Here is a 24,036-nt window from a genome sequence, read left to right on the forward strand (position 1 = left end):
TTTTTTTATAGAATCGACATTGAATATGAAGATAAGTTTTAGTGGTCACGAAACATTTGTTTGCCGCCAATTTTGGTTAAAAAAAGGCTATGATTACCTGTTACAAGAAAAATCTTTTTCAGATGACGATGCAGTAGTTCATTTAGGTGTTGGTAAAAATATGACTACTGCCATCCGCTTTTGGCTTAAAGGCTTTAATATTCTTGGAGAAGACCATGCAATTACTACATTTGGAGAAAAACTACTATCACAATACGACCCCTATCTTGAAGACAATGCTTCGCTGTGGTTGTTGCATTATACCGTGATTAAAGAAGAGAGGGTTTTTATTTTTAATACATTCTTTAATCAGTTTTTAAAGGAGAAGAATGAATTTACTAAACCGCAATTGATTGCTTTTCTAAAGCGGAAAACAGAAGAGGCAGGTTTAAAACATTTTAGCGATAAAACTTACGATTCTGATGCCAACGTATTTTTGCGGACTTATAACCGCTCAAACGATGGTAAGTCAGATATAGAAGAAGAGACAGCTAATTTATTGGTCGAACTCAATTTGATACGTCCGTTCACTAAGTACGATTTAAGTAGTAAATCTATACAATGGTTTAGGGTTATTAGAGAAAGTCGAGACGAATTGCCGAAAGCGATTTTATCTTATGCCATTCTTGATAATTACGGTAATCATTCCCAATCCATTGCTTTTAAAGATTTGTTAGAGGGTATAAATTCGCCAGGAAATATATTTTGCTTAACAGAAAAAGCATTAGAGGAAAAGCTGATAGAATTATCAGAAGTATGGCCTAACGAATATAATTACAATGAAACTGCAGGGAACAGGGTTTTGCAGATTAAAAATGCAAGGGATAAATGGGAATTTTTAGATAGTTATTATGGTTAAGCATTTTTCACCTTCTCAAAACATACTCATCAATAATTTTGACGTAACACAGTATGTAATTACGCCGAATGTACAAGAGGTTTTTGAAGTTATTATAAATAATTATACAGCAGGTTTAAGGTGTATAAACTTAATTGGGGCTTATGGTACCGGAAAATCAACTTTTCTAAATGCTTTAATCTATCATTTTAATGATAAAAAGGTTTTTATAGAAGGCAAAAAATGGAGGAAATATATACAATTTGAAATCCTAAAGTTAGTCGGTAACTACGATTCTATCATAGATAATGTAAAAGATTTAATTGGTTCATCAAGTGTTAAACCTCTTGCTTTAGTAAAAGATTTAGAAACGTTAATTAAAGCAGCTAATGCACAGGGAAGAGGTTTTATTTTAATAATCGATGAGTTTGGTAAATTCTTAGAATACGCCTCGGCAAATGAGGCAGAAAAGGAATTGTACTTTTTGCAACAAATAGCCGAACTCATTAATAATTCAGAATACGAAGCGGCATTCATAACAACATTGCATCAAGATTTTTCTGCTTATGCGGGACATCTGAATATTACACAACGTAATGAATGGATTAAAGTAAAGGGGAGATTTAAAGAGCTTACTTTTAATGAGCCGGTAGAGCAACTGTTGTTATTGGCTAGCAAAAGATTAGACTCAACACCCGATGAAGTACAGCAAAAGCAAATTAACAGTTTAATAAAAATTATTGGCGATGCTAAAGCTTTTTCCTTAAAAGACTATTTCGATCAAAAAATAGCCAATAAAATCTATCCTTTAGATTTACTTTCAGGAAGTGTATTGGCATTGGCTTTACAGCAATATGGACAAAATGAACGCTCTTTATTTACGTTCTTAAATACGGATAGCTTTTACGGATTAGGAGAGTTTGATATCAAAAAACAAAATTTTTATGCCATAGCCAATGTATATGATTATCTGAATTATAACCTTTATTCTTTTTTAAATTCTAAAGCCAATATCCATTATAACAAATGGGCAGAGATTAAAAATGCTTTAGAAAGAATAGAAGGAGAGGTAGATGAAAATGAACACTTCCTTTACCAAACTTTAATTAAAACCATAGGCCTGCTCAATATCTTCAGTCATGCTGGGGCAAAATTGGATAAGGATTTTCTAGCGAGCTATATTAAGCGAACCGCTAATCTGCATGGAGTAACAGTAGCGATAGAAAACTTAGAGCGTAAAAATCTGTTGTCTTACAATAAATATTCTCAGCGGTATTTCTATTCAGAAACCACTGTGGTAAATATTGACGATGCGATTAATGAGGCAGGGCTTGAAATCAGCAAGGCAAACAACATTGTTTCCTTTTTAAACAGTTATTTCCCATTGGCACCCGTATCTGCAAAAAGGGCTTATTACGAAAAAGGCACTCCGCGTGTATTTGAATATAAAATAAGCGATGCGCCTTATACTGCTTCTAGTCCTAGCGGACAAGTGGATGGATTTATTAACTTGATCTTTAATGAATACCTTAGCGCAAAAGATATTTTAAAAGAATCTATAAATAATGTTGACGCTATTTTGTATGCTCATTTTTTAAGGGTAGAAGATATAAAGCAAACCATACAGGATATAGAAAAAGCAAAACTTGCAAAAGAAAAATATCCTGATGATAAAATTATCAATAGAGAATTAAATGCAATTATTGATATCCAAAAAAACTTGTTAAATTATTTTATTTACGAGGGATTTTATAATGCTGATGCTGTTAAATGGTACTATAATGGCATCTCTGTTGAATTTAGGAATAGTAGAGCACTTAACATATTTCTTTCCAATATTACTGATGAAATCTATCCTTTAGCTCCTGTTTTTATCAGTGAGTTAGCTAACAAGACAAAGTTGTCTGTGGCCATATCTGGTGCAAGAAAACAATTAATTGAAGCCATACTTAACTTTGAAAAAGAAGAAAACCTAGCGATTGAAGGTTTTCCACCTCAAAAAAGTATTTATCTTTCTTTATTAGCGCAAACAGGCATTCATAAAAAAACCGTAAATGGTTGGGAATTATTGGAGATAGAAAATAAAGATCCCTTTAATTTTAAACCGCTTTTTAATGCTTGTAATAAGTTTGTATTAACGACTAAAGGGGCAAAAAGAAGTGTGGCAGACCTTTATGAGTTGCTCGAACAGGCACCGTTTAAATTAAAGAAAGGGTTTCTTGATTTTTGGATACCTATTTATCTAATTATTAAAAGGGACGACTTTGCCATGTATGGCCAAAATGGATTTATTCCCGATTTTGATTCTGAGGTTTTGGAATTGCTGGTCAAAAATCCTAATCAATATAATATTAAAGCTTTTGATACGGAAGGAGTGAGGGTCAAGCTCTTTAATCAATATCGAGATTTTTTAACCTTATCTGAAGAAGAAAAAACTTCTAACGAAGCCTTCATTAAAACCATTATCCCATTTATAAAGTTTTATAGAGATTTAAAACCATTTGCTCAGCATACAAAAAAGTTATCTAAAAAAACCTTAGCAGTACGAAAGGCGTTAACCGATGCCACAGAACCTGAGAAATTGTTTTTCGAAGATTTCCCGAGTGCATTAGGATACGATTTAACTTTGTTGCAGAAAACGCCAGAACTTATAATAGAGTTTGGTAAAGAGCTTCAAGATTCAATTAGGGAGTTGAGAAATGCTTATGCAGAACTTTTAAATATGTTTGAACTAGTGATACAATCGCTTTGGGATCACGAGTGTTCTTTTGCTGAATATAAAGGTCAGTTAAGAAAACGTTACGAACAATCTTTAAAGAAGTATTTATTATTGCCGTATCAAAAAACTTTTTATGATAGATTGTGCTCACCGTTAGAGGATAGAGCGGCGTGGCTTTCTTCGGTAGCACAGGCAACAGTAGGAAAAACATTAGACAGGATTTCTGATATTGAGGTGGAACAGTTGCAAGCCAAATTCCTAGATTTAATTCATGAATTAGATAACTTAAACGAGTTTGCACTACAAAATGTAAATTTAGAAGAAGAAGAAGCTTTTAAGCTAGAAATTAGTAGCCCAGGCGAAGTAATGCAACATAAAATTGTAAGATTGCCGAAATTACAGGATGATAAATTAACAAATTTACACGCTGGGTTAAATTTAGTTTTAGAGAAAGAAAACAATTATACTAAAATTGCTATATTAGCTCATCTACTTAAACAAGAACTCGAAAAGAATGCCCAATAATACGGTTAGACATGTATTAGGAATATCTGGAGGTAAAGATAGTGCAGCTCTAGCTATTTATATGAATCATCTATATCCGCAAATGGATATTGAATTCTATACTTGCGATACGGGTAAAGAGTTAGATGAAACCTATCAATTGATTTTAAATTTGGAATCTAAACTTGGCGTTTCCATTAATAAACTCTATGCTAAAACAGCCGACCATGATAATCCGTTTGACTTTTATCACAATTTATATGGCGGTTATCTACCTTCTTCTAATGCCCGTTGGTGTACTCAAAAATTAAAGATTGAACCTTTTGAAAATTATATAGGCACTACACCCGTGATTTCTTATGTTGGTATTCGTGGTGATGAGGATCGTGAAGGCTATATCTCAACCAAACCTCATGTACAATCTATTTTTCCTTTTCGGGAAAATATTTGGAGCGAAGAAGTAATCGGGAGAGTTTTAAAGAATGATAATCAACAAAATTTACTGAATTTATATAAAGACCAACTCAGTAATGCTTTATACCAAAGGGCAACAGATATTATTAAAACACCATTGTCCTTAAGTTATAGCCAAGGACAAAAACTAAAAGCTTTAATGGGCTTAGGTGTAAAAGAATTTAATCATGTAGCTTTTCAGTCCTTAAAAAGTAGTAGTTTACCTATTGCTTTGGTTGATGATTTTCCATTATTAAATAACGAAGAAGTTTTAATCCGTGAGGATATCTTTAGGATATTGAGAGAAAGCGGTGTTGGTGTACCTGCGTATTATGAGGAAGTACCTTATGAAGTTAAAGGTCAAAAAGGAACTTATAATCGTAGCCGTTCTGGTTGTTTTTTCTGTTTCTTCCAGCGTAAAATAGAGTGGGTATGGCTCTATGAGCAGAACCCTGCTAAATTCATTCTAGCGATGGAATACGAAAAAACAGGCTATACGTGGATGCAGGATGAAAGTTTGGAGGAATTGATTAATCCCGAACGTATTGAACAAATTAAAGAAGAATTTATTAAAGCACAAGACCGAGCTCAAAAGAATAAACAATCAAATAAGTTGATTGATATTCTAGATGATGAGGAAGAAGGTTGTGCAGCTTGTTTTATATAAGAAAATGGAATACAGAATTGAAACTTGGAAAATAAAACACTTGCTTGAAAAGTTGGAGCAAAAAAAACTTGATTTAAATCCTCCATATCAAAGAAATGCGATTTGGACAAAAACAACTCAAAAATTTTTAATAAATTCTATCAAAGCAGGTATTCCAGTCCCAAATATCTTTTTATTCGAAAAAAATGATAAAGATTATGAAATGGTTGATGGGCAGCAAAGAACTCGAGCAATTCATCTTTACAATTCAACCAATGAAATTAATTTGACGGCAAATGCAAGTGACGCTGAATTTAAAACCGGAAAATTTTTAGAATATGAGATTCCTGTCACAATAATTACTAAAGTTGAAGAAAATGAGTCAATTGAGGATTTTTATTACATGGTTAATACAAGTGGCGTTAAACTCAATCGTCCGGAACAAATTAAGGCTCGTTATTCTGAATCTAATTTTTTAAAATTAGTTAATGACATAACATATTCTGATTCTTTTAGTGATTTGAATATAATACCTGCAACCTCTCAAAAAAGAATGCTAGATAGAGATTTAGTAGAAGAGCTATGTACATTAGTTATTTTTGGTATTACAGATAAAAAGTTACAAGTTGATAAGTTATATAGTACTGATATAAGTAACGAAGATGAAAAAGAATGCAGAACGAAATTTACTCAGATTTTAAAAATCTTGTCTCGTTTTGACAGCATCAGGACAATTAAAAATACTCGTTATCGCCAAAGGAATGATTTTTACACCCTTTTTGGATTTATAAAGGATAATCTAAGCCTTGAAAATAATAGTTTGGATTATTTCTATAAATTATTGCTCATTCTTGAAAAAGGTATAAGGCCGAATAAAGATTCATGTCCGCCACTTGCTGAATATGCTTTCAATTGTGTCAGTCAATCAAATTCAGCGAGTGCTCGGATGAGACGATTGGATATATTTAATAACATATTTCTTAATAGTAAGGATATACCTAATGAAATGCAAGATGCTGTTAAAAGTCATTATCAAATAGAGGGAGATTACTTTAAGAAGGTAGAGAATTATTTGACTTTCAATGATGTTATATTGGCTGAAGCAATGCGTGTTTTTGAACTTAACGATTCTATTTAGCTATGTATTTAGAGGGGAAAAATATTAAACTTTCTACTGATTCAAGGGAAAATTTAATAGAGATTGATGATAAGTTTTTTCAAATTTCCTTTTTAAGAGAGGATAATAAATATGTTCAAGGAGGTAATGGGATAGTTTTCAGTTTAAGTGATGAACAAGAAGGGATAGAATATGTAATTAAATTTTTGAAGTATTCCGATGAAGAAGCTACAACTGATTGGAAAGCAAAGAAAAGGTATAGACGCTTTTGTAGAGAAATAGAAGCACTCTACACTGCTAAATCTAATGATTTAATGGGGGTAATTCAGATTGAGGCTCACGGTTGTCATATGATTGATGGAAAAACATTTTCATATTATGTAATGGAAAAATGCGATTTCACCTTAAAAGAGTTCTTGGAAGCAGAAGGAGGTAATTTAGATATTGTTCAAAAAACCATTATATGTCAAAAAATACTGAAAGGTATTCAAAGTCTTCATGAATATAAAATATATCACAGAGACATTAAACATGATAATATTTATTTTTTAGATGGAGAACCTATAATAGGTGATTTAGGTTTATCTGATTTTCAGGAATCAGATATTTTTATAAATGAGAAAGGTGAATTGATAGGGCCTACCGGTTGGTTTTCTCCTGAAGCTATAAATAAATACTTAGTAGAAAAAACAGCTAATTTAAATGGATTTGATTGCACTATAGATAAGAAATCTGAGGTTTTTCAGTTAGGTAAATTATTTTGGTACATTTACCAAGGTAACATTCCAATTGGGCATACTGAACCAGATGATTTCATTCCTAATAATCCAAAGATATACGGAATTCTAAATAGTATGCTTCAAAATTCAAAGGTTAGGCGCTTTAATACGAGTCAAGTAGCTATTAATATTGGTGATTTCCTGTCATCAAATTAATATGTAATCTGAAAAAAACATCTAATCCCCAATCGTCTGCAACAAATCATTAGTTCCAAAGTTCAAGATAAACTCTGAATAGAAGCTAGAGAATAAATCTCTTAAATAAACTTCTATATCCACCGCTTTATCTCCGTTTTCTTCTTCCTGTTGAATGTTGTATTTTCTGTTTTTAGTAATGGTGTACAGGAAAAGTGTATGAAAATATACTGAGGTAATGTATTTTTTATCTGCAACTTCTAGTTGTGTAGTATCTTTGTAAGCAGATTTAAAACGTTTTAAAACATGGCTATCCATGTTTATGATGATTTTATCTAAGTTCCCACCACTTACCTGTGGAGCCATTACAGTTTCATAATCAATGTCAGCGTCTAAACCATCAGCAACTTGGTCCCAACTTTTAAAACCATCTTTGGGTTCCTGATAAACCAATACAAAAGGAGGTAAACCAAGCGGTTCTTCATCCTCTTTTTTATCTTTCTTAACTTCTTCTTGTTTCTGTTCGGGTTCGGTAATCTTTACCATAAAGAGTTCTTCAAAATCTTCGCCAGCTCCAGACAAGGTCACTTTCATTTGTATCTCATCTCCAACTTCAATCTCATCTCTTGTGTTCAAATTTAATCGAATGGTTCCTTCATGAGGGCTCGTGTGACTAATATTCAGTACTTCGTCAATATCTGTATTGTTTCCTTGCGCATTTCCACCTTCTGTTTTATTTGGCTTAGGTTGGTATTGCACAATTGCAATTTTAAATTCTCCAGGTTCTTCAATCCTATCAAAATAATGATCTTCAACATCGGTTTTAAAATGAACTACTTTTTCTTTTCCTTTTGGTAGATTGATAGCAGGAAATCCTTCTTTATTTGTCGATGCTTTTACTTTTATAAAAGATGGAAATCTTTGAGCTTTGAAAGGTTCTATTACCGTTGTTTTATGTTTCTTGTCAGACTCCTGTTTTTTAGGTTGGTGGTTATCTCTTTGCTCTAATTTAAAAGTTTGGTTCAGTAACTTCATCAAGGAACTATCCATTGGTAAATTTTTGGAGAAGTTCTTTAATAATTCGTTGGTGTCTTTAGCATCTACCGAAATAGAATCTTTTCTCCTTTTCTCAATCTCAGCTAATCTACCTTTACTACTTCCTAATTTGGAGGCTAGAAATTTTCTTAAAATAGAAGTTTCTTCGCCCTCTTTTAATCTATCCCTTGATGCCATGAATAATTCCTTTCGGAAATTATAGTTCATGTTGGTACAATCTACATGGATGATTAAATGGTGTTTAAGCAAATTGAACTTTAACGAACGGGTAATGAATTCAGAAGTGAAATGTCCATGTACTTGTCCGTTAACAGAAAAGAGCACCGACATGTTATTTTTAAAGAACTCTGATTGGAGCGTGGTCTTGGTTTCCTTGACATTCTTATCATCTATTCTCGATTTAAAAACATAGCAACTCGCTTTAAAAGGCCCTATGTGCTCGTCGTTAAAGTTTTCTGAAAAATAATCTTCAATATATTTGTTGTCGTCTTTTTCTAATCTTCGTTTAATACCGTAAAGGTCACGTTCTAAATTCCGATCGTCGGGATATCTTTCTTTTCTGTCTACTGTAAGGACGGGTAATGCAGGGTCAAAAAGAAATTCATTGATACTTTGATTTAAATCTCTTGAAATTACAGAGCGACTACCACTTGGGAGATCGTAAGAGTAAAGCTTAATATAAGTCCCGGTTTCAAACCATGTATCATATAAGTTTAGGTTAAGCTTATCGATTTTAAACGAAGCGATTTTTTCATCAATTTTTAAAAACTCGTACCAAGTATTTTTTACTCTAGTTTCTTCTTCCTTACTAAGAGGATGTTGTCTTACTAGGGTAAAACCAAAATCCCCTGTTTTATCATATCGCCTAGACGCAATTAATTGATATCCTTTTTTGCCGCAGAATACAATTGCGCCCGAGCCTCCCATGTTATACTTTCCTTGTACAAAGTGAATCTGATTTTTATTACCACTAAGCAAGGAGAGAAAAGATTTTTCAAAGTTTTCGGGATGCTGCCCCTCTCCATTGTCGTATATAGAGATAGATGTATTCATTCTCGGCCCAACGGCTAAAATCTGAATGTTCTTTGCTTGATTTTTCCTGTGGCTTGTTAAATCCCAATTTTTATGGTCAGGAAAGAAAATATTTTTAGCGTCTTCGATACTTTTTGGAGCATCTGGCCCTTTCGGATCAATACCCAATTCGTAGCATCTTTTCATCAAAGTTGCATCTATAGAATTGGTAATTTTTTCTATTAATGCGGGTATTGGGGAAGCCTGTTGATTTTCAATGACGCCATAATTATTATCATTGCCACCTAAGGGAAACCAATTTTCTTGTTTAAACAAATCTGCATTTGCTTCAATAACGCTATCAACATCAGTTTGGGTGTGCGAATTAAAAAGAGCATGGAAAAGCTCTTTATTTGATAGTTGAATAAATTGAGACATATTTTGAGCGCTGTAGTAAAGTTGTTTAAACTTAATGATAATTTGGTAATTAACAAAAGATGTTTCTGTCTTTTATCTCTTTAATTAATGTAGTGAATTGAGCTGCAATTTGGATCACAACTAAGTATTTGAACAATATTTCTTAAAACAAGAAATTATTTAAAAATAATGGAAGAAAAATATAGGCTCTTTTATTAGTAAGTAAATGACCTCACCCTGTACTACTTTGTACTTAAAAAATTTTATAAGTAATTGACAATCAGAACTAAATTACTTCCTGCATCGGGGAAATAAGCCCGTTTTGCCAACGATAAAAATGTGTTCAGAGATAGAGATTATGTTTAACACAACATAGTAAAACTCCTTTAATATGCATGAAATTTTCCGAAATATTTTAACATTTAGTCTTATTTTTGTATTTTTGAAATAATTGGTTTAGGATTATGAAAGATTCTAGTAAGCTTAAAAAATATATAGGTCGTGGTGAAGTTTACCGCAGGGAAGATCTTACTCCTTATTCTGGAGCAGTAGATCGTGAATTGGCACAATTGGTTCAAGACCAGATTCTGGTTAAGCTTCGCAATGGACTTTATCACTACCCCAGATTGTCAGTATTTGGAAAGTTGCCCCCTGATGAGAAAAAATTAGTTAGCAAATTTCTGAAGGATGATAATTTTTTGCTTACTTCTCCAAATTTGTACAATAGTTTAGGGGTGGGTACAACACAGTTATACAATAAACCAATTGTTTATAATCATAAGCGCAAGGGTGAAATAAAACTAGGGAACCGTATATTTAATTTTGTTGATAAATCCTCGTTTCCAAGAAAGGCAACAATCGAGTTTTTACTTGTTGACCTTTTAAACAATCTTTCCAACCTTACTGAGGACTCTACTAAGGTATTAAGTAGGGTAAAAGAAAGAGTTGCTAGTATGGACAAGGTTAAATTGAGAAAATCTGTTCAGGCTTATGGAAATCCAAGAACCAAATCGTTTTTGATGGCAATTCTATAATTTGTACATAATGACTACAAATTATTTACATCAGCGGAAGGATTTTTTAGACCTTATTAACGTGATTGCCGATGAAAGAGGCATAGAACCATTTCTAGTAGAGAAAGATTACTGGATTATGCACGTACTTTATGGATTAAAGGAACAAGGCTTCGATTTCGAATTAAAGGGTGGAACTTCCCTCTCAAAAGGTTATGGCATAATCAGTAGGTTTTCAGAGGATATAGATATTGTAATCAATCCTCTGGCAACGCTGCCGATGAAATTATGGACTGGTAGAAATCACACAAAGGAATCTCATATTCAATCTAGGCTTGATTATTATCAATGGCTTACAGAAAATATAAGTGTAGAAGGAATAATCGAAATACAAAGGGATAGGGAGTTTGATGCACCACCAAAATATTTTGGTGGTGGCACTCGTCTATTTTACGAAAGCTTAACCACAAAAGTTGAAGGAGCAAAGGAGGGAATACTTCTTGAAGTTGGCTTCGATGATGTGTCGCCAAATCAACCAATTACGATTACGTCTTGGACAAACGATAGAGCTTTACAGGCAGATATAAGGATTGTTGACAATAGGGCAATTGATATAAAATGCTAGAATCCCGAATATACCTTTGTTGAAAAATTGCAAGCCATCATAAGAAAATTTGGCCAGGAGCAAGAATCGAAGGTGATCAACCAGAATTTTCTCCGTCAATACTATGATGTATATGAGCTTCTTGGGAATCAGACTGTTGTTGAGTTTATTGGCACACCAGAATATGAAACCCATAAAGTAAGGAGGTTCAATAGTAAAGAGCTTGAGACACCTTTAGCTGAAAATGCTGCATTTGATTTTTCTGATAAGGTCTTACTTGAAACCTTCAAAGAACGTTTTCTACAGACGAAAGCTTTATATTATAACGGTCAGCCTACATTTGACGAGATTATTGGCCGTATCAAAAGTTATTTGCCCCTTATGTAAATCCATTTCTAGGTATTAATGATATTTTGTACCGTTTCTGTACCTCGTGTCCGTCATAGCATTGATAATCATTTTACTTTACTTTTTGTATTGGAAAGTAGAGCTGTCTGGATTTGGATTTATGGGATTTAGTCTTGTTGGAGGGGCATGGTTTTTACGAAAGGAGGATTTTAGCATTATGTTATTCATCCCTATAATTATTACAGCGGTATTGGTAAGCAAAAGGGTGGTTTTTGATGCGGCGCAAAAACAAGTGAGCGTTTACTTATTAGGCTTTCCTTTTAAAAATTGTGCTTTTGCAGATTTTTCGGGATTTAATATTGTGCGTAAAACTTATAACGGTATATATAATGGTACCGATGTAGCCGTTAAATTTTTAAAACCGGGTAATAAAACTTTAAAGAAAGTAACCCTCAGAAGTTTTGGTAAAACTAAATTGATAGAGCCTTTTATAAACGAAACGGAGTATATAATGAAGATGTAGAGCCGTTTACCGAGATACCTCAATCATAATCGTTCTGTTTTTTCGTTTTTGTTAATCTACCATCTGTTCGGAAAAGGTCAGAAAATCAATAGACAATACTCAAGTCTAGCCATTTTTGAAAAACCTTTTTTTTGAACTGGCTGTTTTCAGTTTCTTTACTGTAAAAAACGACACCTATCTAAAAAATTTCTCCATGCTTCTCGATAATGGTAATTGGGTGCTTTCCCCAGCTTATGATTAGCTAAATGTAGCCATTGTTGTGGAAAAAAATTCTATCAATTATCGCATTTGTAATTAAAAATAGGTTGGTGGTTAAGCTGACTTGGCACTTTGCTTTCTGTCACAGTTTTAAGTGCCTCAAATCGGTAATATATATTTTTGCTGTTGAAACTGTTGTCGTCAGGCTTTAGTTCTTCTCCGGCTACATAATTTAATTTGTCTAGGTAGGCATTCTTTTTTACGTCGAAAATGTAGTTGCTTGTATCATCTTTAATGTCTTTTGCCTCCGCGCCATAAAACGGATTGTAGTAAATATCGGCTGGATTAAAGTTATGCTCAATCGATTTCCTCAAAAGTTGGGCATTTTCCACATCCTTTAACAAAGGTTCTTTCTTTGCAAAAATAGTTCCCTCAAAAAAAAGGCCGCCGTTCTTTGCCATGGCAAAATAGGGCCGTTCATCGTTAGTGCTCTTGGTATAAACTGCAATAAAATCATTGTAGTTCTGTTCATTCTTAAAATTATAGACAACATTTTTGTCTTGATTTTCCTCATCTTGGAAAGGTTTGTTAAAAAAAGAAAGTGCTTCGTGGTCTCCCTTAAAAGTATAAACAATGGGAAAAGGGGCGCAGTTAGCGTCACGATTTAAAACTTGTTTCATTAAGGGCTTATTGTTCGCCAGCTTCTGAGTACCGATATAATTTTCGTAACCTTGGAAACCGCTAAACATAATTCGGGTGCTGTCGGCCAAATACTTATTTTGCCTGCCAAAAATTGTGAAAGGCTTTGGCATGCCGGTTGGAGTGAAAGTAACGCGATCGTTGTTGTCTATTGCCCAGTTGCCGACCTGACCACCTGTATAAAAGGTAACTACATATTTATGATTCTCAAATAAATGCATACTGCTGGCAATTTCTCCATCTGCTTTGGGGCGGATGTTATAGCTACCCACTAAATCTGATTTACTCTGTGCGCAAGAGAGCAAATTTATGGTCATAAAAATTAACACAAATAGGGCAATCCTTTTCATAATTTAACAGGTTACAGGGAAGTAAATGTAGCTAAATGGTTAACAATTGTAAATTAATACGATTTTTCTTTTAAAAATCGCTGTTGAAATGCAGTGTTATTCAGAACGGCGAAAATGTGAACGGTAACATGATTTGTGAGATGGAGTTGATAAAACAAGTCGAAATAAAAAATGATTATATTCTGGCTTTGCGCCACTTTAGTGTTTTTTTTTGATTATTTGCAACCTATGTATCTATGTGGTTAAGGATATTTATTTTAAACCTTTATCATAACAATTTGATAGCCTGCTCAATATAGCTACTGCCCTCAGAAGAAAACGGTAAGCTCATCGCGCATTTATGTCCCTTCTCGTCCATTTTCATCAACGATTTCTTAAGGATGTTTACAATTGTTTCTTGATGAGTGGGGTAAAAACTTTCATATTGAAATTCAAGGAAAACAAGGCATAAGGCGTTTTCAATGGTCTGTACGTCAGTGTTTTGCTTTATTCCTTTTTTTAATATAATCTGTTCCACCTCTTCTATAACAGATTGGGAATATTTTGCTTCTTTAAGTATGATCGATGCTTTTGTAGCATGGCTTTCAGAAAGCTTTTTTCTCCAACTTAAATAACCAACCCTGTCCATTGGATAGCTGTCTCGACGAATTTCCCATCTCCCTAAATGCTGACATCTTGAAGCCAATAACAAGGCTTCGCTGGCATTTTCGTCAAGCTTAAGCACCCATTCATATAACTTAATCGCCATAAAATATTCCTGGGGATAAGTTTTACCATTCCAAATAAATTGGTTTAGATCTTGTTTGTTGTAGGAGTCAAATTTTTCAAAGGTCGCGATCATCTTCCGTTCGTCATGCGTTTTTATATTCATTGGCTTCAATTTAATTGTACTGTTATCTAAAAAAATCCTTAACTTGAAATATGCCAGTTGAACGTGTTTTTTCCTTTAAAAGCTACCAAGTTAATTTAGCGCTAACTTAGTGCAAATTAAAGAGAATAGGCAATTTGCTTTGGTGTTTTTTAACCATTGTGATTGGGAGATTCACCGTCTTGATTGTTTGGTTCTCTGTTATCAACGAACAAATGAATATGCGCTTTGATGCCACCGGCCGAAGAGCGGCTTGAGGATCCAGCCTCAGTTATTAAAAGATTCTTCTCACAAGGCTCTTATTCCTCCAAAAATAGAAGTAATAAGAAATATCGCAGCTTACTAATTACGCATTTTCCTTTGTCAACGCAATCGCGCCATCCAACGCCGCTAACAACGAATCTCTATATTTAATAAAATTATCTTGGCGATCTGCTTCTTCACTTATTTTAAGTGCTCGTTTAACGGCTTTCACTTGTTGCAATTCGTTTTGATACGCTTCGTTAAATGTTTCTGGATTTTTGTTTTTTAATATTCTGATAGAATGAGAATACTGCTCAAAAACATCTGTGATGATTTTAAGACTTTTATCATCGTAAATGGTTAAACCACCAACTTTTTTAGCCAGTATTTCTAACTTTCCTCTTTCTTTTGCGTAACCCATATCAGCGCGAAGATACAGTTTTTAGGCATGATTTGTCGCCATGTTTGTAAAATTGAACGCTGGTACCTGATACGTGGTTCAAAACAAAGGAAACTATATTTTTTCTTATTTTATTCTAATCTGTTCACTATCGATTAATTCCACTTGCTTTCCCATTTTTTTCTGGATGATTCCAAAATGGTCTAATTCATTAGTGCTTACCAGCGAAATCGCATCGCCATGCGATGCAGCTCGTCCAGTTCTCCCAATCCGGTGGATATAATCTTTTGGTGAGCGAGGCAGTTCGTAATTAATTACGAAAGGCAAGGAACTAATGTCGATTCCCCTTGCCATTAAATCGGTTGCCACCAATACCCTAAGTTTACCAGATTTAAAATTTGCTAATGATTCTGTTCTGGAACCCTGACTTTTTTTGCTGTGGACTGCTTTTGCATCAATGTTGTTTTTGCGTAGTTTATTCACTATTGCATCAACTTGATGCACAGAAGATGCAAATATCAACACCTGTTTCATTTCATGATGATTGATCAGGTAGCGCAAAAACGGGCCTTTCTTTTCATTAGAAACAATATAAGCCACTTGTTTAATCAGGTCAAGCGAACCATCCTCAGTTTCAATTTTTATAACAATTGGGTTTTTTAGCAAAAGCTGATGAATATTTTGTAAATCTTTGCTTAGCGTTGCAGAGCATAAAATATTTTGGCGTGCTTTAGGAAGAAGACTTATAATTTTATCCATCTCTTCTTTGAATCCTAAATTCAGCATTTTATCTGCTTCATCTAATATTAAAGTTTCGATGGCGGAAAGAGAAACAGCATTTGAATTGAGTAATTCTAATAACCTGCCCGGCGTGGCAACAGCTACATGCACGCCTTGTAGTGCCATCATTTGTGGATTAATGGAAACGCCTCCATAAATCGCAACCGTTTTAACCGACTGCAAAAGATTTTTGCTAAAAGTTTTAAAAACAGCTGCAACTTGTTCCGCTAGTTCTCGGGTGGGCACCAGAACCAATACATGCGCATGTCTATTTTTAACCGCTAGCGTTTGCTGTAAATTCATTAAAATCGGCAAAACATAACCCGCCGTTTTCCCAGAGCCAGTCTTGGCAATACACAAAACATCGTGTTTATTTAAGATTGCGGGGATACACTGTGCTTGGATAGGGCTAGGTTCAGTAAAATTCTGATCAGCCAAGGTGTTTAATAAAACACTAGACAGACCTAAAGAACTAAAAGGCATAATATCTTTTTTTTGTGTAAAAATAGATAAAATTGATCTAAAGTCGGGTTGGTAGTAATCTGCTTTTTTATTTAGGAAACAAGAAGAATTTGCGGATAAGAAGGTTTTGTTTTTATTATTATCCAAAAAATGAGGAGAGAAAGGAAAACTTAAATCTGTCTGCTACAGACCAAGTTTTTAAAATATGCTATAGTGTCATTTTAAACTTAAAACCTGCTTTGCCTTACCTGAATGAATAAAGAGAAAGGCAAAAATAGTTGAGCGAACTATATTAGATTTAAAAAAAATGAATGGGCCGATTAATCTTTATAATCGGCTCATTATTTTACTTCATTTTCCCCTCAGCAGTTAAAGTGGCAGCCGCTTCTATTAGCATTTGGCCGCTTAATTGGGTTGTTAAATCTGTGCTGGCAGATGGGAGCGTGGCCCAGTTGGGGCTTATCATCAACGATGGCCTGCCTATACCTTTTGTGTATAAGGTTTGTGCGTTTTTTTGCAAAAAGTTAACATACTTGGTTCTAGTCGCTTCATCAAGATCTGGCACTTCGGCAAGTAAAGTAAGGTAACGTACAGCTACCCCTTTAAACAAGCCACCATCGCCCTGTCCTTCGTCTTTAAATATTCCATTAACGGTAAGATTAGGGTCTGCAATGGCGTTGTTAGCAGTAACTATTGCATCTTGCAAATCGGTCGGATCCTTGGTAACATTGTATAACTCAACCGCTGAACCAATAAAAAGACCTTGGTTATAGGTAAACACCCAGCTGTCTACTTGTCCGTCTTGGTTTCTATTAATGCCGTCGAGCACCACGCCTGTTGTCGAATTAACCAAATTGGTCTTCATCCAACTGTACAATGTTTTAGCTAAAGTAAGGTCTTCGGGCTTGTTTTGCAGTTTATAAAACCTAGCCGCAAGAATTGTCATATTACCGGTCGACGGGATGTTTTTATAATAGAGCTGTGATCGTCGCCAGGCAATTCCTCCGCCAGCTATGTTATTTGAAGCACCTTTAATTTCGGTATACAGCAGTTGGGCTACATTCAAGTAGTCGGCATCTTTGGTAATGTTGTAGTCTCTTAAACTTGCATTGGCCAGCCAGCCCATATCATCATAATATTCATTGGGATAACCGCCGCCATTTGCAGCTTTAATACCCGTCAATAAGGCTTTCATCCGCTGAGAATAGATGGTGCTTTTGGTTCGTAGATAACCATCTGTTAATACGTCGAGCACGTGTGCGTTTGGCCAGTAGTTAAAGTTAGTATTGCCGGTGTTGTTCTGAATGAAATAATTTCCGTTTACAGATTTAAAAGTGCTGTAGGTAGCTGCCTGTAATGAATCGGCCAACGACGCGTAATTGTATACAAAAGGTGTCTGCCCTGTTGGCTTTGTAGGTGGTGGAGTGACTGCCACATCGCTCTTTTTTGAGCAGGAAGTCAACGCCAACCCAATAAATAATGTTGACAGGGTTAAGGTATAGTACTTAATTTGTTTGATTTTCATGCTCATAAGTTTATAATAAATGGGTTGCAGACATTAGCCGCAACCCATTTGTTGTTTATTTCAATTTAATTGAATTGGTATAATTTGGTATATCCGGACTATAATTTACGTTAACACTACCAACTTTGGTATTGAAGGCCGGGTTAACTTTGTAACAGTAATCAAACTGGGAATTGTCGACCAAATACATGTAATAGTACGACGCAGGCGTTGTGTTAGAGGGATCAGGATTGTCGCGAGCTATACTTCCATACCATTCAACCGATTGGTTTCCGCCCGAATCCACCACCGTAAATTTATACTTATATCTACTGTCAAGGCCATAGGATTGTAGTGGAATGCTGATGGTAGTGTTAGCAATTTCCCACTGGCTATTGCCAATATATGGCAGCTCAAAGTAAACTTTATTATCGGGCGCATTAAAGAAACCAACAGAAACCACCTGTGTAATGGTGGCAGCGGCATTACTTAGGTCGACTGAAATTCGGTACACCTTAGTGTCTCCGCTTACGGTTGTTGTGCCGCCAGCAATAACAGAGGTGTTATTCTGGATGGAATAACTAACAGGGGTTCCGGTGGTGTTATCAACCAAAGCATAAGTACCAGCCTTTAACGAGGTATATAGTTCAAACACGCCATCGCTAATTTTTTTAAACGGCAGCGCTTTCGACACATCTGCTCCGTGCTCTGTAGCGGTTCCGGTAAGATAAAGTGCTGCTGGAAGCACTGCAAAACCCGCGGGCCGTGCTAGCTGAATGGTATTGGACGTTGTACTCACTTTTGCGTTACCTGCTTTAGAAGTGATGATTGCCCATTTCACTGTACCTGTGCTTAATGATTCGATACCTGCAAGTGACGCCACGGTATTTAAAATCTTTTGGGTAATTGTAGCTTGTGTTTGTACTCCTTTGCCGTCAGAGAGTACTTTGTAGAGCGGTTTGCTAAAATCGCCGTCAGCCTTGTCGAAAGCAACCTCATACAGTACAAGATCTTGGGTTGCACTAGCGCTCCATTTAAACTGGATACTTGGCCCAGTTGATGGAGCCAAAGTAAAACTTGCAGCATTTTCTGGTGCATTTAACGTACTTACCGGGGCTACATCAGTATTTAGAGCCCGCTCTTGTTTTTTACAGGAAGTAGTCGCAATCATGGCAAAAAGAACCACAAAGCTTATTTTTATAAAATTCTTCATTTTCTCTGATTAATGGTTGTAAATTAATAGCCCGGGTTTTGAGTCAAATTATTATCAAGGCTTATGTCATTTGCAGGTATTGCCCATAAATAATCCTTTGCAGGATCAAACTGCCTTTTTTGTGCTCTTATATAGCCATTATCTGTAGTTAAATCTCCAGAATACCTTGCGCCGTGTGCGTAGCCATTCATCACAGTCCCGGCTATTTTCCATCTTCTTATGTCGTCTACACGTAAACCTTCCAACGCTAATTCTACTCTTCTTTCCCGTCTAATAATGGTGGTCATGTCGCCGCTAGTTGGGTAGTTTAATGCTCCTGGATCAGTAAAACCGGCTCTAGCCCGTAGTGCACCTATGGTTTGATTCCACACTGCAGCATTCATTTGTCCAAGACTATTTTTTGCTTCTGCATAATCAAGCAATATTTCGGCATATCTAAATAAGTGCAAATTTAAGCCCGATTGATAACTGGCCAATGCATTCGGATCAAAGTATTTTCTCCAATAATAGCCTGTTGGCGATGAGCTTTGCCTGTCTCCAACAAATTCGTCGGGGCCGTTAGGGTTGGCAGGAGAATCAGAAGGGTCGCTTCCTGGCTTTATGTAAATGGTTTTACTTGTGCCATTAACGCCACCGCCATTATCCCATTTATAACCATCGTAAACTACTGTGGCAGTAAGCCTTGGGTCGCGGTTAACGTAAGGATTATCCTGATTATAACCAGATCCGGAATCGGTAATCGCTTTTCCGTTAAGCATGATATAAGCATCAACCAGCTCTTGTGTCGGCGAATTAGAAATTACACGACCCCCTACAGATAGTGGGGCAAAATCGAAAAAATCTGACCAAGTATAAGTGGTCGGTACATACTGTAAAGAAAGGATGGTTTCGTTGTTGGTTTTATTTACCACCTTATCGCTAAACAAATCAGTATAGCTTGGATTTAGCGAATACTTTCCATTAACGTCTTGGTTATTCATCAACTTTTCGCAAACGGTAACCACGTCGTTCATCCGGTCGCCTTGGTAAAGCAATACCCTTGCTTCTAGCGCCAACGCTGCGCCTTTGGTAATTCGGCCATTTTCACTTGCCGGAAGCTGATCTTTTGAAGGCAAATCTGCGATTGCAGCATCCAATTCGGCAATAATGAATTTTACAACATCTGCCTTGGGTGTACGTGCTATTACTTTCGCCTCGGTTGGGCTGATGTTGTTTGTTACCAAGGGCACATCTCCATACCATTTTGTCAGATTAAAATGTGCAAAGGCACGCAAAAAACGTGTTTCTGCTATCATTCTATTTAATACAGGTTTAGAGAGGGTGGTATTTTGATTTACAAAGGCTAAAAACTCATTACACGATTTTATGTCAGAATAATAGCCGGACCAGTCTCCTGCAAATTTGGAGGTAGATGCTGTGGCATTTCCGCCAGATATAATGGCAGCGTCTCCAGATCGAGAGTAAGCATTGTCAGACAAGGCTTCGGAGTTGAAATACAACGCATCGTTATAAATTAAGTGATAATTGTTGTATAAAGCATTGTAAACATTAGCGTCAACTTTCCAAAAAGTGGCATCAGAAAACTTATCTGTTGGAACAATATCCAGTTTTTTACACCCTACAAAAGCAGTGGTCAACAAAACTGCAATGAAGAGCTTTTTTAAAAGGTTCATAATTATATATTTAAAATGTTTTTATTAAAATGTTAAATCTAATCCCAAGCCGTAATATGCTGATAGCAAGTAACTACGTGGGCTATTTGAACTTGAGCCTACCGACACATTGCTTCCAAATTCTGATGTTTCCGGGTCAGCAAATTTCAACTTGGTAAGTGTAGCAAGGTTTTGCCCAATTAGAGAAATCCTCGCTTTACCTATACCTAGTTTAGTCAACGTATTATTCGATAAAGAATAACCTATGTTTACGTTTTTTAACCTGGCATAGGCAGCATTGTATTTAAACAGGTCTGATCCAGTTTGCCAGTTATTAACATTCGAAGGGCCAGAGGTTGCCAATCTAGGATATATAGCATTTGTGTTTTCAGGCGTCCAAAAATCTGTTTGGTGATCATAAAGTGTAGCACCATATCCTCCCTGAAAAGGTTCAACCAACTCACCTCTCAAAAACTCATCTCTTTTTCCAACGCCCTGTATAAATATCGTTGCGTCAAAACCTCCCACAGCTATTCTGTAGGTAAACCCAAAGGTGTACCGCGGAAAAGGGTTGCCCAATTCGGTTTTATCTTTTGCATCGATAACTCCGTCATTGTTCAAATCCTTAAACTTTAAGTCGCCTGGGCTTACGGCAATGCCTGCAATTTTAGGCGAGGCATCTATATCTGCCTGGCTTTGATATAAGCCATTTGTTTCATAACCGTAGTATTCTGTAATTGGCTGGCCTACTTTTCTTATCAGCCCATAAACATCTGGTTGGTTAATCTGCTCCGTTGCTGTGTTTGTTAATTTTAACAAGGTGTTTTGGTTGTCTGCAATGTTAATCCCGAAGCTTTGTGTTACATTTTTGCCTCTTAAAGTATAGTTCAATTGTGCTTCCCAGCCCGCATCCCTAACTTTGGCGACGTTTGCATCGGCAAGTCCCGCGCCAAATATCGAAGGTACATCCTTTGGAGCTTGTAAAATATTGCGCGTTACCTTGTTAAAGTAGTCAAATGAGCCCGTAAGCTTGTTGTCAAACAAGCTAAAGTCAACACCTCCGTTTAAGGTAGAAGCACTTTCCCAAGTTAGGTCAGGATTGGCTTGTGTGGTTCCTGCACCGCCTACTAAGGTGTTGTTAAAACCATAAGCTGCTGTGTAGTTAAAGTAGGTGGTTTGATATTGAAAGCTATTTACATTTTGATTGCCCAATACCCCGTAAGACGCACGAAGCTTAAGTTTGTTGAGCGTGTTGCTAAGCGGTTTCATAAAGTCTTCATTTGTAAGCATCCAACCAGCCGTTACCGAAGGAAAAAAGCTAGCCCTTTTGCCTGGTGCAAACTTAGATGAGGCATCTTCGCGAAATACAAAATCCAAGAAGTATTTGCTTGCATAATCATAATTTACGCGGCCAAATACCGAAAGTAAACTGTTTGCATCAATTCCAACGCTATTGTTTGAGCCGGTAGGGCTTAAAGTAGTGCCGGTTGTAGGTGTACCCAATTCTGGGTCGGTAAGGCTTTTAGATAGGCTAAATCCTCTACCGCTGTAGCTTTCGCTAGAAATACCAAGTGTACCGCTAATTGAATGTTTACCAAAAACTTTATCGTAACCTAAATATAGCTGTGTGTTAAACAGGTTGCTTTTAAAATTACCGTCATTAACTGTAAGGTCATTATTGGCTGATGTGCCAGCTGGTAAGAAATCTACGCGCTTATCTTGATAGAAGCTGCCATTGTTGCTCAGCGTACCACCAAAAACACCGGTTAACTTTAGGTCTTTAGTAATTGAATAAGTGCCGTTCAAGTTGCCAAATATCTCATCATTATCACTTTGGTTAAAACCTCCCTCTGTTAATAGGCCGAGCACGTTTTGTTGTGATGATACTGGATTGGTCAAATAATTTCCATCCGCATCTTGAAAATTATAATTGGATGGTACACGGTTTGCATCAGCTATGCTAAAACCTTGACTGGCCGCCGAAGTTTTATTGCGGCTTTTGGTATAGTTAAGTATCGCATTAAATTTAAACTTCCCTACAATTGTGGTTTGGTTTAATCGCAAATTGTATTTCTGATAACCGTATTTACTACCCGAACCGCCGGTTCCGATAAAGCTGTTCATCTGATTCTGATAACCACCCGATATAAAGTAAGAACTCTTTTCGCTGCCGCCGCTAACATTTACGCTATGCGATTGCAAAGGCGCATTATAAACTAGGTGATTTAAATCCCAGGTACCTCGGCCTTCATTTTGCAATTCCTGTATTTGCTCTGGCGAATAGGCTGGCGCAAGACCCGAATTAACCAAAGCCACGTTCTTATCATAAGCATTTTCAAACGCATCTATTTTATGAACCATTACATCTGGAACTTGTAAACCATAACTTCCGTTATAGGTAACGGCAGCTTTTTGATTTAACTTTCCACTTTTGGTTGTAATCAATATCACACCATTGGCTGCCCTGGAACCATAAATAGCTGCTGAACCAGCATCTTTAAGTATGGTTGCGGTTTCAATATCGTTAGGGTTTAACGTATTCAAACTTCCTGTGCCTTGGGTTACAATTCCATCAATTACAACTAAAGGGTCATTATTTCCTATTGTACCTACACCCCTAATGTTTACTGTAGGGGTAGCACCAGGATCAAGTGAGTTTTGCTGGATAATTAAGTTTGGAGATTCGCCCTGCAACGCCTGAAATGTGTTTAGTACAGGTTTTGAACCTATATCCTTAGCTCCAACTGTATTTACAGCACCATTTATATTTGCTCTGTTTTGCGTACCATATCCAACTACTACAACTTCATTAAGCTGGTTGTTTGATGGTTTTAGTTGAATATCTACATTAGCATTGCCTGTTACAGGAACGTCCTGGTCTGCATAACCTAGGAAACTAAAGGTCAATACCGCTCCATTATCGGCAACCGAAATCGTGTATCTACCTTTTCCATCTGTACTAACCGCATTTTTTGTGCCTTTTTCGCGAACAGTTGCGCCCAAAAACGGTGCGCCTGTCTCATCAGTAACCAAACCAGTAATGGTTTTTTTAAGCAGTTTATTATTCACGTTAACTGGCTTTTTGGTAATTAAAATGGTGGTATTTTCTATACTGAAGGACAAGGGCTGATTTTTGAAACAATCTACAAGCGCGTCTCTTAAATCAGTATTTTTAACATCCAACGTAATGAGTTTTGATGTTTTTAGATCGTCTGCATTATATAGAAAGTCATAGCTTGTTTGGGTCTGGATTTCTTCAAAAACTTCCTTTATGGTGGCATTCTTAACCTTTAGCGTAACTTTCTGTGCGTATGTCGCCGCTGAGACATGTAGAAAAGTTGCAGTCAGCAGAAAAAAGGTTAATTTCATGACGAGCAATGTTTTTTGAATGCAGTAGGGTTTCGTACTGCATTTGGAATGAGTTAAAATTTTATACATTTGATTGTTAGATTGATTAATTGTGTT

General features: G+C 36.0%; 19 protein-coding genes. 10 read left to right on the forward strand and 9 right to left on the reverse strand.

From position 1 onward, the window contains the following. Window positions 1–25 precede the first annotated feature (25 nt). From ABIB40_RS10365 to ABIB40_RS10385, 5 genes are read left to right on the forward strand one after another with little or no spacing between them, the layout of a single operon-like run. A complete protein-coding gene (locus ABIB40_RS10365) occupies window positions 26–898 on the forward strand; it encodes a DUF4007 family protein (protein WP_354358703.1) in 873 nt (290 codons plus the stop codon). Continuing rightward, window positions 891–4,121, forward strand: a complete 3,231-nt coding sequence (locus ABIB40_RS10370) for an ATP-binding protein (RefSeq protein ID WP_354358705.1) — start codon at window positions 891–893, stop codon at window positions 4,119–4,121. Before ABIB40_RS10365 ends, ABIB40_RS10370 begins: the two co-directional genes overlap by 8 nt. Next, window positions 4,111–5,220, forward strand: coding sequence for a phosphoadenosine phosphosulfate reductase domain-containing protein (locus ABIB40_RS10375; protein ID WP_354358707.1), 1,110 nt, complete (start codon window positions 4,111–4,113; stop codon window positions 5,218–5,220). The genes ABIB40_RS10370 and ABIB40_RS10375 overlap by 11 nt, the downstream gene beginning before the upstream one ends. A gap of 4 nt (window positions 5,221–5,224) precedes the next feature. Next, complete coding sequence (locus tag ABIB40_RS10380; protein ID WP_354358709.1) at window positions 5,225–6,337, forward strand: DUF262 domain-containing protein; 1,113 nt, start codon at window positions 5,225–5,227, stop codon at window positions 6,335–6,337. A gap of 2 nt (window positions 6,338–6,339) precedes the next feature. Beyond that, the gene (locus ABIB40_RS10385) at window positions 6,340–7,251 is read left to right on the forward strand and encodes a protein kinase domain-containing protein (protein ID WP_354358711.1); all 912 of its coding nucleotides are present in this window, start codon (window positions 6,340–6,342) and stop codon (window positions 7,249–7,251) included. A 21-nt stretch (window positions 7,252–7,272) separates the two neighbouring features. Here ABIB40_RS10385 and ABIB40_RS10390 read toward each other — a convergent pair whose 3' ends face one another. Further along, a complete protein-coding gene (locus ABIB40_RS10390) occupies window positions 7,273–9,735 on the reverse strand; it encodes a hypothetical protein (protein ID WP_354358713.1) in 2,463 nt (820 codons plus the stop codon). 443 nt (window positions 9,736–10,178) lie between these two features. Between ABIB40_RS10390 and ABIB40_RS10395 the strand changes: the two genes are divergently transcribed. From ABIB40_RS10395 to ABIB40_RS10415, 5 genes are all read left to right on the forward strand, one after another. After that, entirely contained in the window at window positions 10,179–10,748 is a 570-nt protein-coding gene (locus ABIB40_RS10395) for a DUF6088 family protein (protein ID WP_354358715.1), read from the forward strand. A 10-nt stretch (window positions 10,749–10,758) separates the two neighbouring features. Then, on the forward strand, window positions 10,759–11,352 hold the full coding sequence (locus tag ABIB40_RS10400; RefSeq protein ID WP_354358717.1) for a nucleotidyl transferase AbiEii/AbiGii toxin family protein: 594 nt from the start codon (window positions 10,759–10,761) through the stop codon (window positions 11,350–11,352). Window positions 11,353–11,379: 27 nt separating this feature from the next. Then, entirely contained in the window at window positions 11,380–11,718 is a 339-nt protein-coding gene (locus ABIB40_RS10405; RefSeq protein WP_354358719.1) for a hypothetical protein, read from the forward strand. 85 nt (window positions 11,719–11,803) lie between these two features. Continuing rightward, the gene (locus ABIB40_RS10410; protein ID WP_354358721.1) at window positions 11,804–12,202 is read left to right on the forward strand and encodes a hypothetical protein; all 399 of its coding nucleotides are present in this window, start codon (window positions 11,804–11,806) and stop codon (window positions 12,200–12,202) included. Between the two features lie 115 nt (window positions 12,203–12,317). Then, window positions 12,318–12,443: a HipA domain-containing protein gene (locus tag ABIB40_RS10415; RefSeq protein WP_354358723.1), complete on the forward strand. Its 126-nt coding sequence runs from the start codon at window positions 12,318–12,320 to the stop codon at window positions 12,441–12,443. Window positions 12,444–12,477: 34 nt separating this feature from the next. On the opposite strand, the gene ABIB40_RS10420 is transcribed toward ABIB40_RS10415, so the two are convergent. The 8 genes from ABIB40_RS10420 to ABIB40_RS10455 form a co-directional block, all read right to left on the reverse strand. After that, window positions 12,478–13,449: a hypothetical protein gene (locus ABIB40_RS10420; RefSeq protein WP_354358725.1), complete on the reverse strand. Its 972-nt coding sequence runs from the start codon at window positions 13,447–13,449 to the stop codon at window positions 12,478–12,480. A gap of 268 nt (window positions 13,450–13,717) precedes the next feature. Then, on the reverse strand, window positions 13,718–14,320 hold the full coding sequence (locus ABIB40_RS10425) for a DUF4202 domain-containing protein (RefSeq protein ID WP_354358727.1): 603 nt from the start codon (window positions 14,318–14,320) through the stop codon (window positions 13,718–13,720). A gap of 343 nt (window positions 14,321–14,663) precedes the next feature. Continuing rightward, window positions 14,664–14,981 carry a hypothetical protein gene (locus ABIB40_RS10430; protein WP_354358729.1) on the reverse strand — a complete coding sequence of 106 codons (318 nt, stop codon included), beginning with the start codon at window positions 14,979–14,981 and terminating at the stop codon, window positions 14,664–14,666. Between the two features lie 105 nt (window positions 14,982–15,086). Continuing rightward, window positions 15,087–16,223, reverse strand: a complete 1,137-nt coding sequence (locus ABIB40_RS10435; protein WP_354358731.1) for a DEAD/DEAH box helicase — start codon at window positions 16,221–16,223, stop codon at window positions 15,087–15,089. Window positions 16,224–16,548: 325 nt separating this feature from the next. Further along, window positions 16,549–17,727, reverse strand: a complete 1,179-nt coding sequence (locus ABIB40_RS10440) for a glycoside hydrolase family 76 protein (RefSeq protein WP_354358733.1) — start codon at window positions 17,725–17,727, stop codon at window positions 16,549–16,551. Window positions 17,728–17,782: 55 nt separating this feature from the next. Next, on the reverse strand, window positions 17,783–18,919 hold the full coding sequence (locus ABIB40_RS10445; RefSeq protein WP_354358735.1) for a SusE domain-containing protein: 1,137 nt from the start codon (window positions 18,917–18,919) through the stop codon (window positions 17,783–17,785). 23 nt (window positions 18,920–18,942) lie between these two features. Then, window positions 18,943–20,592: a RagB/SusD family nutrient uptake outer membrane protein gene (locus ABIB40_RS10450; protein ID WP_354358737.1), complete on the reverse strand. Its 1,650-nt coding sequence runs from the start codon at window positions 20,590–20,592 to the stop codon at window positions 18,943–18,945. Window positions 20,593–20,616: 24 nt separating this feature from the next. After that, window positions 20,617–23,940, reverse strand: coding sequence for a TonB-dependent receptor (locus tag ABIB40_RS10455; protein ID WP_354358739.1), 3,324 nt, complete (start codon window positions 23,938–23,940; stop codon window positions 20,617–20,619). Window positions 23,941–24,036 lie beyond the last annotated feature (96 nt).

This window comes from Pedobacter sp. UYP30 (assembly GCF_040547165.1).
Taxonomy (GTDB): domain Bacteria; phylum Bacteroidota; class Bacteroidia; order Sphingobacteriales; family Sphingobacteriaceae; genus Pedobacter.

Coding starts and splice junctions, on each gene's coding strand:
- ABIB40_RS10365 (WP_354358703.1), top strand. CDS start 26: ATGAAGATAAGTTTTAGTGGTCACGAAACATTTGTTTGCCGCCAATTT.
- ABIB40_RS10370 (WP_354358705.1), top strand. CDS start 891: ATGGTTAAGCATTTTTCACCTTCTCAAAACATACTCATCAATAATTTT.
- ABIB40_RS10375 (WP_354358707.1), top strand. CDS start 4,111: ATGCCCAATAATACGGTTAGACATGTATTAGGAATATCTGGAGGTAAA.
- ABIB40_RS10380 (WP_354358709.1), top strand. CDS start 5,225: ATGGAATACAGAATTGAAACTTGGAAAATAAAACACTTGCTTGAAAAG.
- ABIB40_RS10385 (WP_354358711.1), top strand. CDS start 6,340: ATGTATTTAGAGGGGAAAAATATTAAACTTTCTACTGATTCAAGGGAA.
- ABIB40_RS10390 (WP_354358713.1), bottom strand. CDS start 9,735: ATGTCTCAATTTATTCAACTATCAAATAAAGAGCTTTTCCATGCTCTT.
- ABIB40_RS10395 (WP_354358715.1), top strand. CDS start 10,179: ATGAAAGATTCTAGTAAGCTTAAAAAATATATAGGTCGTGGTGAAGTT.
- ABIB40_RS10400 (WP_354358717.1), top strand. CDS start 10,759: ATGACTACAAATTATTTACATCAGCGGAAGGATTTTTTAGACCTTATT.
- ABIB40_RS10420 (WP_354358725.1), bottom strand. CDS start 13,449: ATGAAAAGGATTGCCCTATTTGTGTTAATTTTTATGACCATAAATTTG.
- ABIB40_RS10425 (WP_354358727.1), bottom strand. CDS start 14,320: ATGAATATAAAAACGCATGACGAACGGAAGATGATCGCGACCTTTGAA.
- ABIB40_RS10430 (WP_354358729.1), bottom strand. CDS start 14,981: ATGGGTTACGCAAAAGAAAGAGGAAAGTTAGAAATACTGGCTAAAAAA.
- ABIB40_RS10435 (WP_354358731.1), bottom strand. CDS start 16,223: ATGCCTTTTAGTTCTTTAGGTCTGTCTAGTGTTTTATTAAACACCTTG.
- ABIB40_RS10440 (WP_354358733.1), bottom strand. CDS start 17,727: ATGAAAATCAAACAAATTAAGTACTATACCTTAACCCTGTCAACATTA.
- ABIB40_RS10445 (WP_354358735.1), bottom strand. CDS start 18,919: ATGAAGAATTTTATAAAAATAAGCTTTGTGGTTCTTTTTGCCATGATT.
- ABIB40_RS10450 (WP_354358737.1), bottom strand. CDS start 20,592: ATGAACCTTTTAAAAAAGCTCTTCATTGCAGTTTTGTTGACCACTGCT.
- ABIB40_RS10455 (WP_354358739.1), bottom strand. CDS start 23,940: ATGAAATTAACCTTTTTTCTGCTGACTGCAACTTTTCTACATGTCTCA.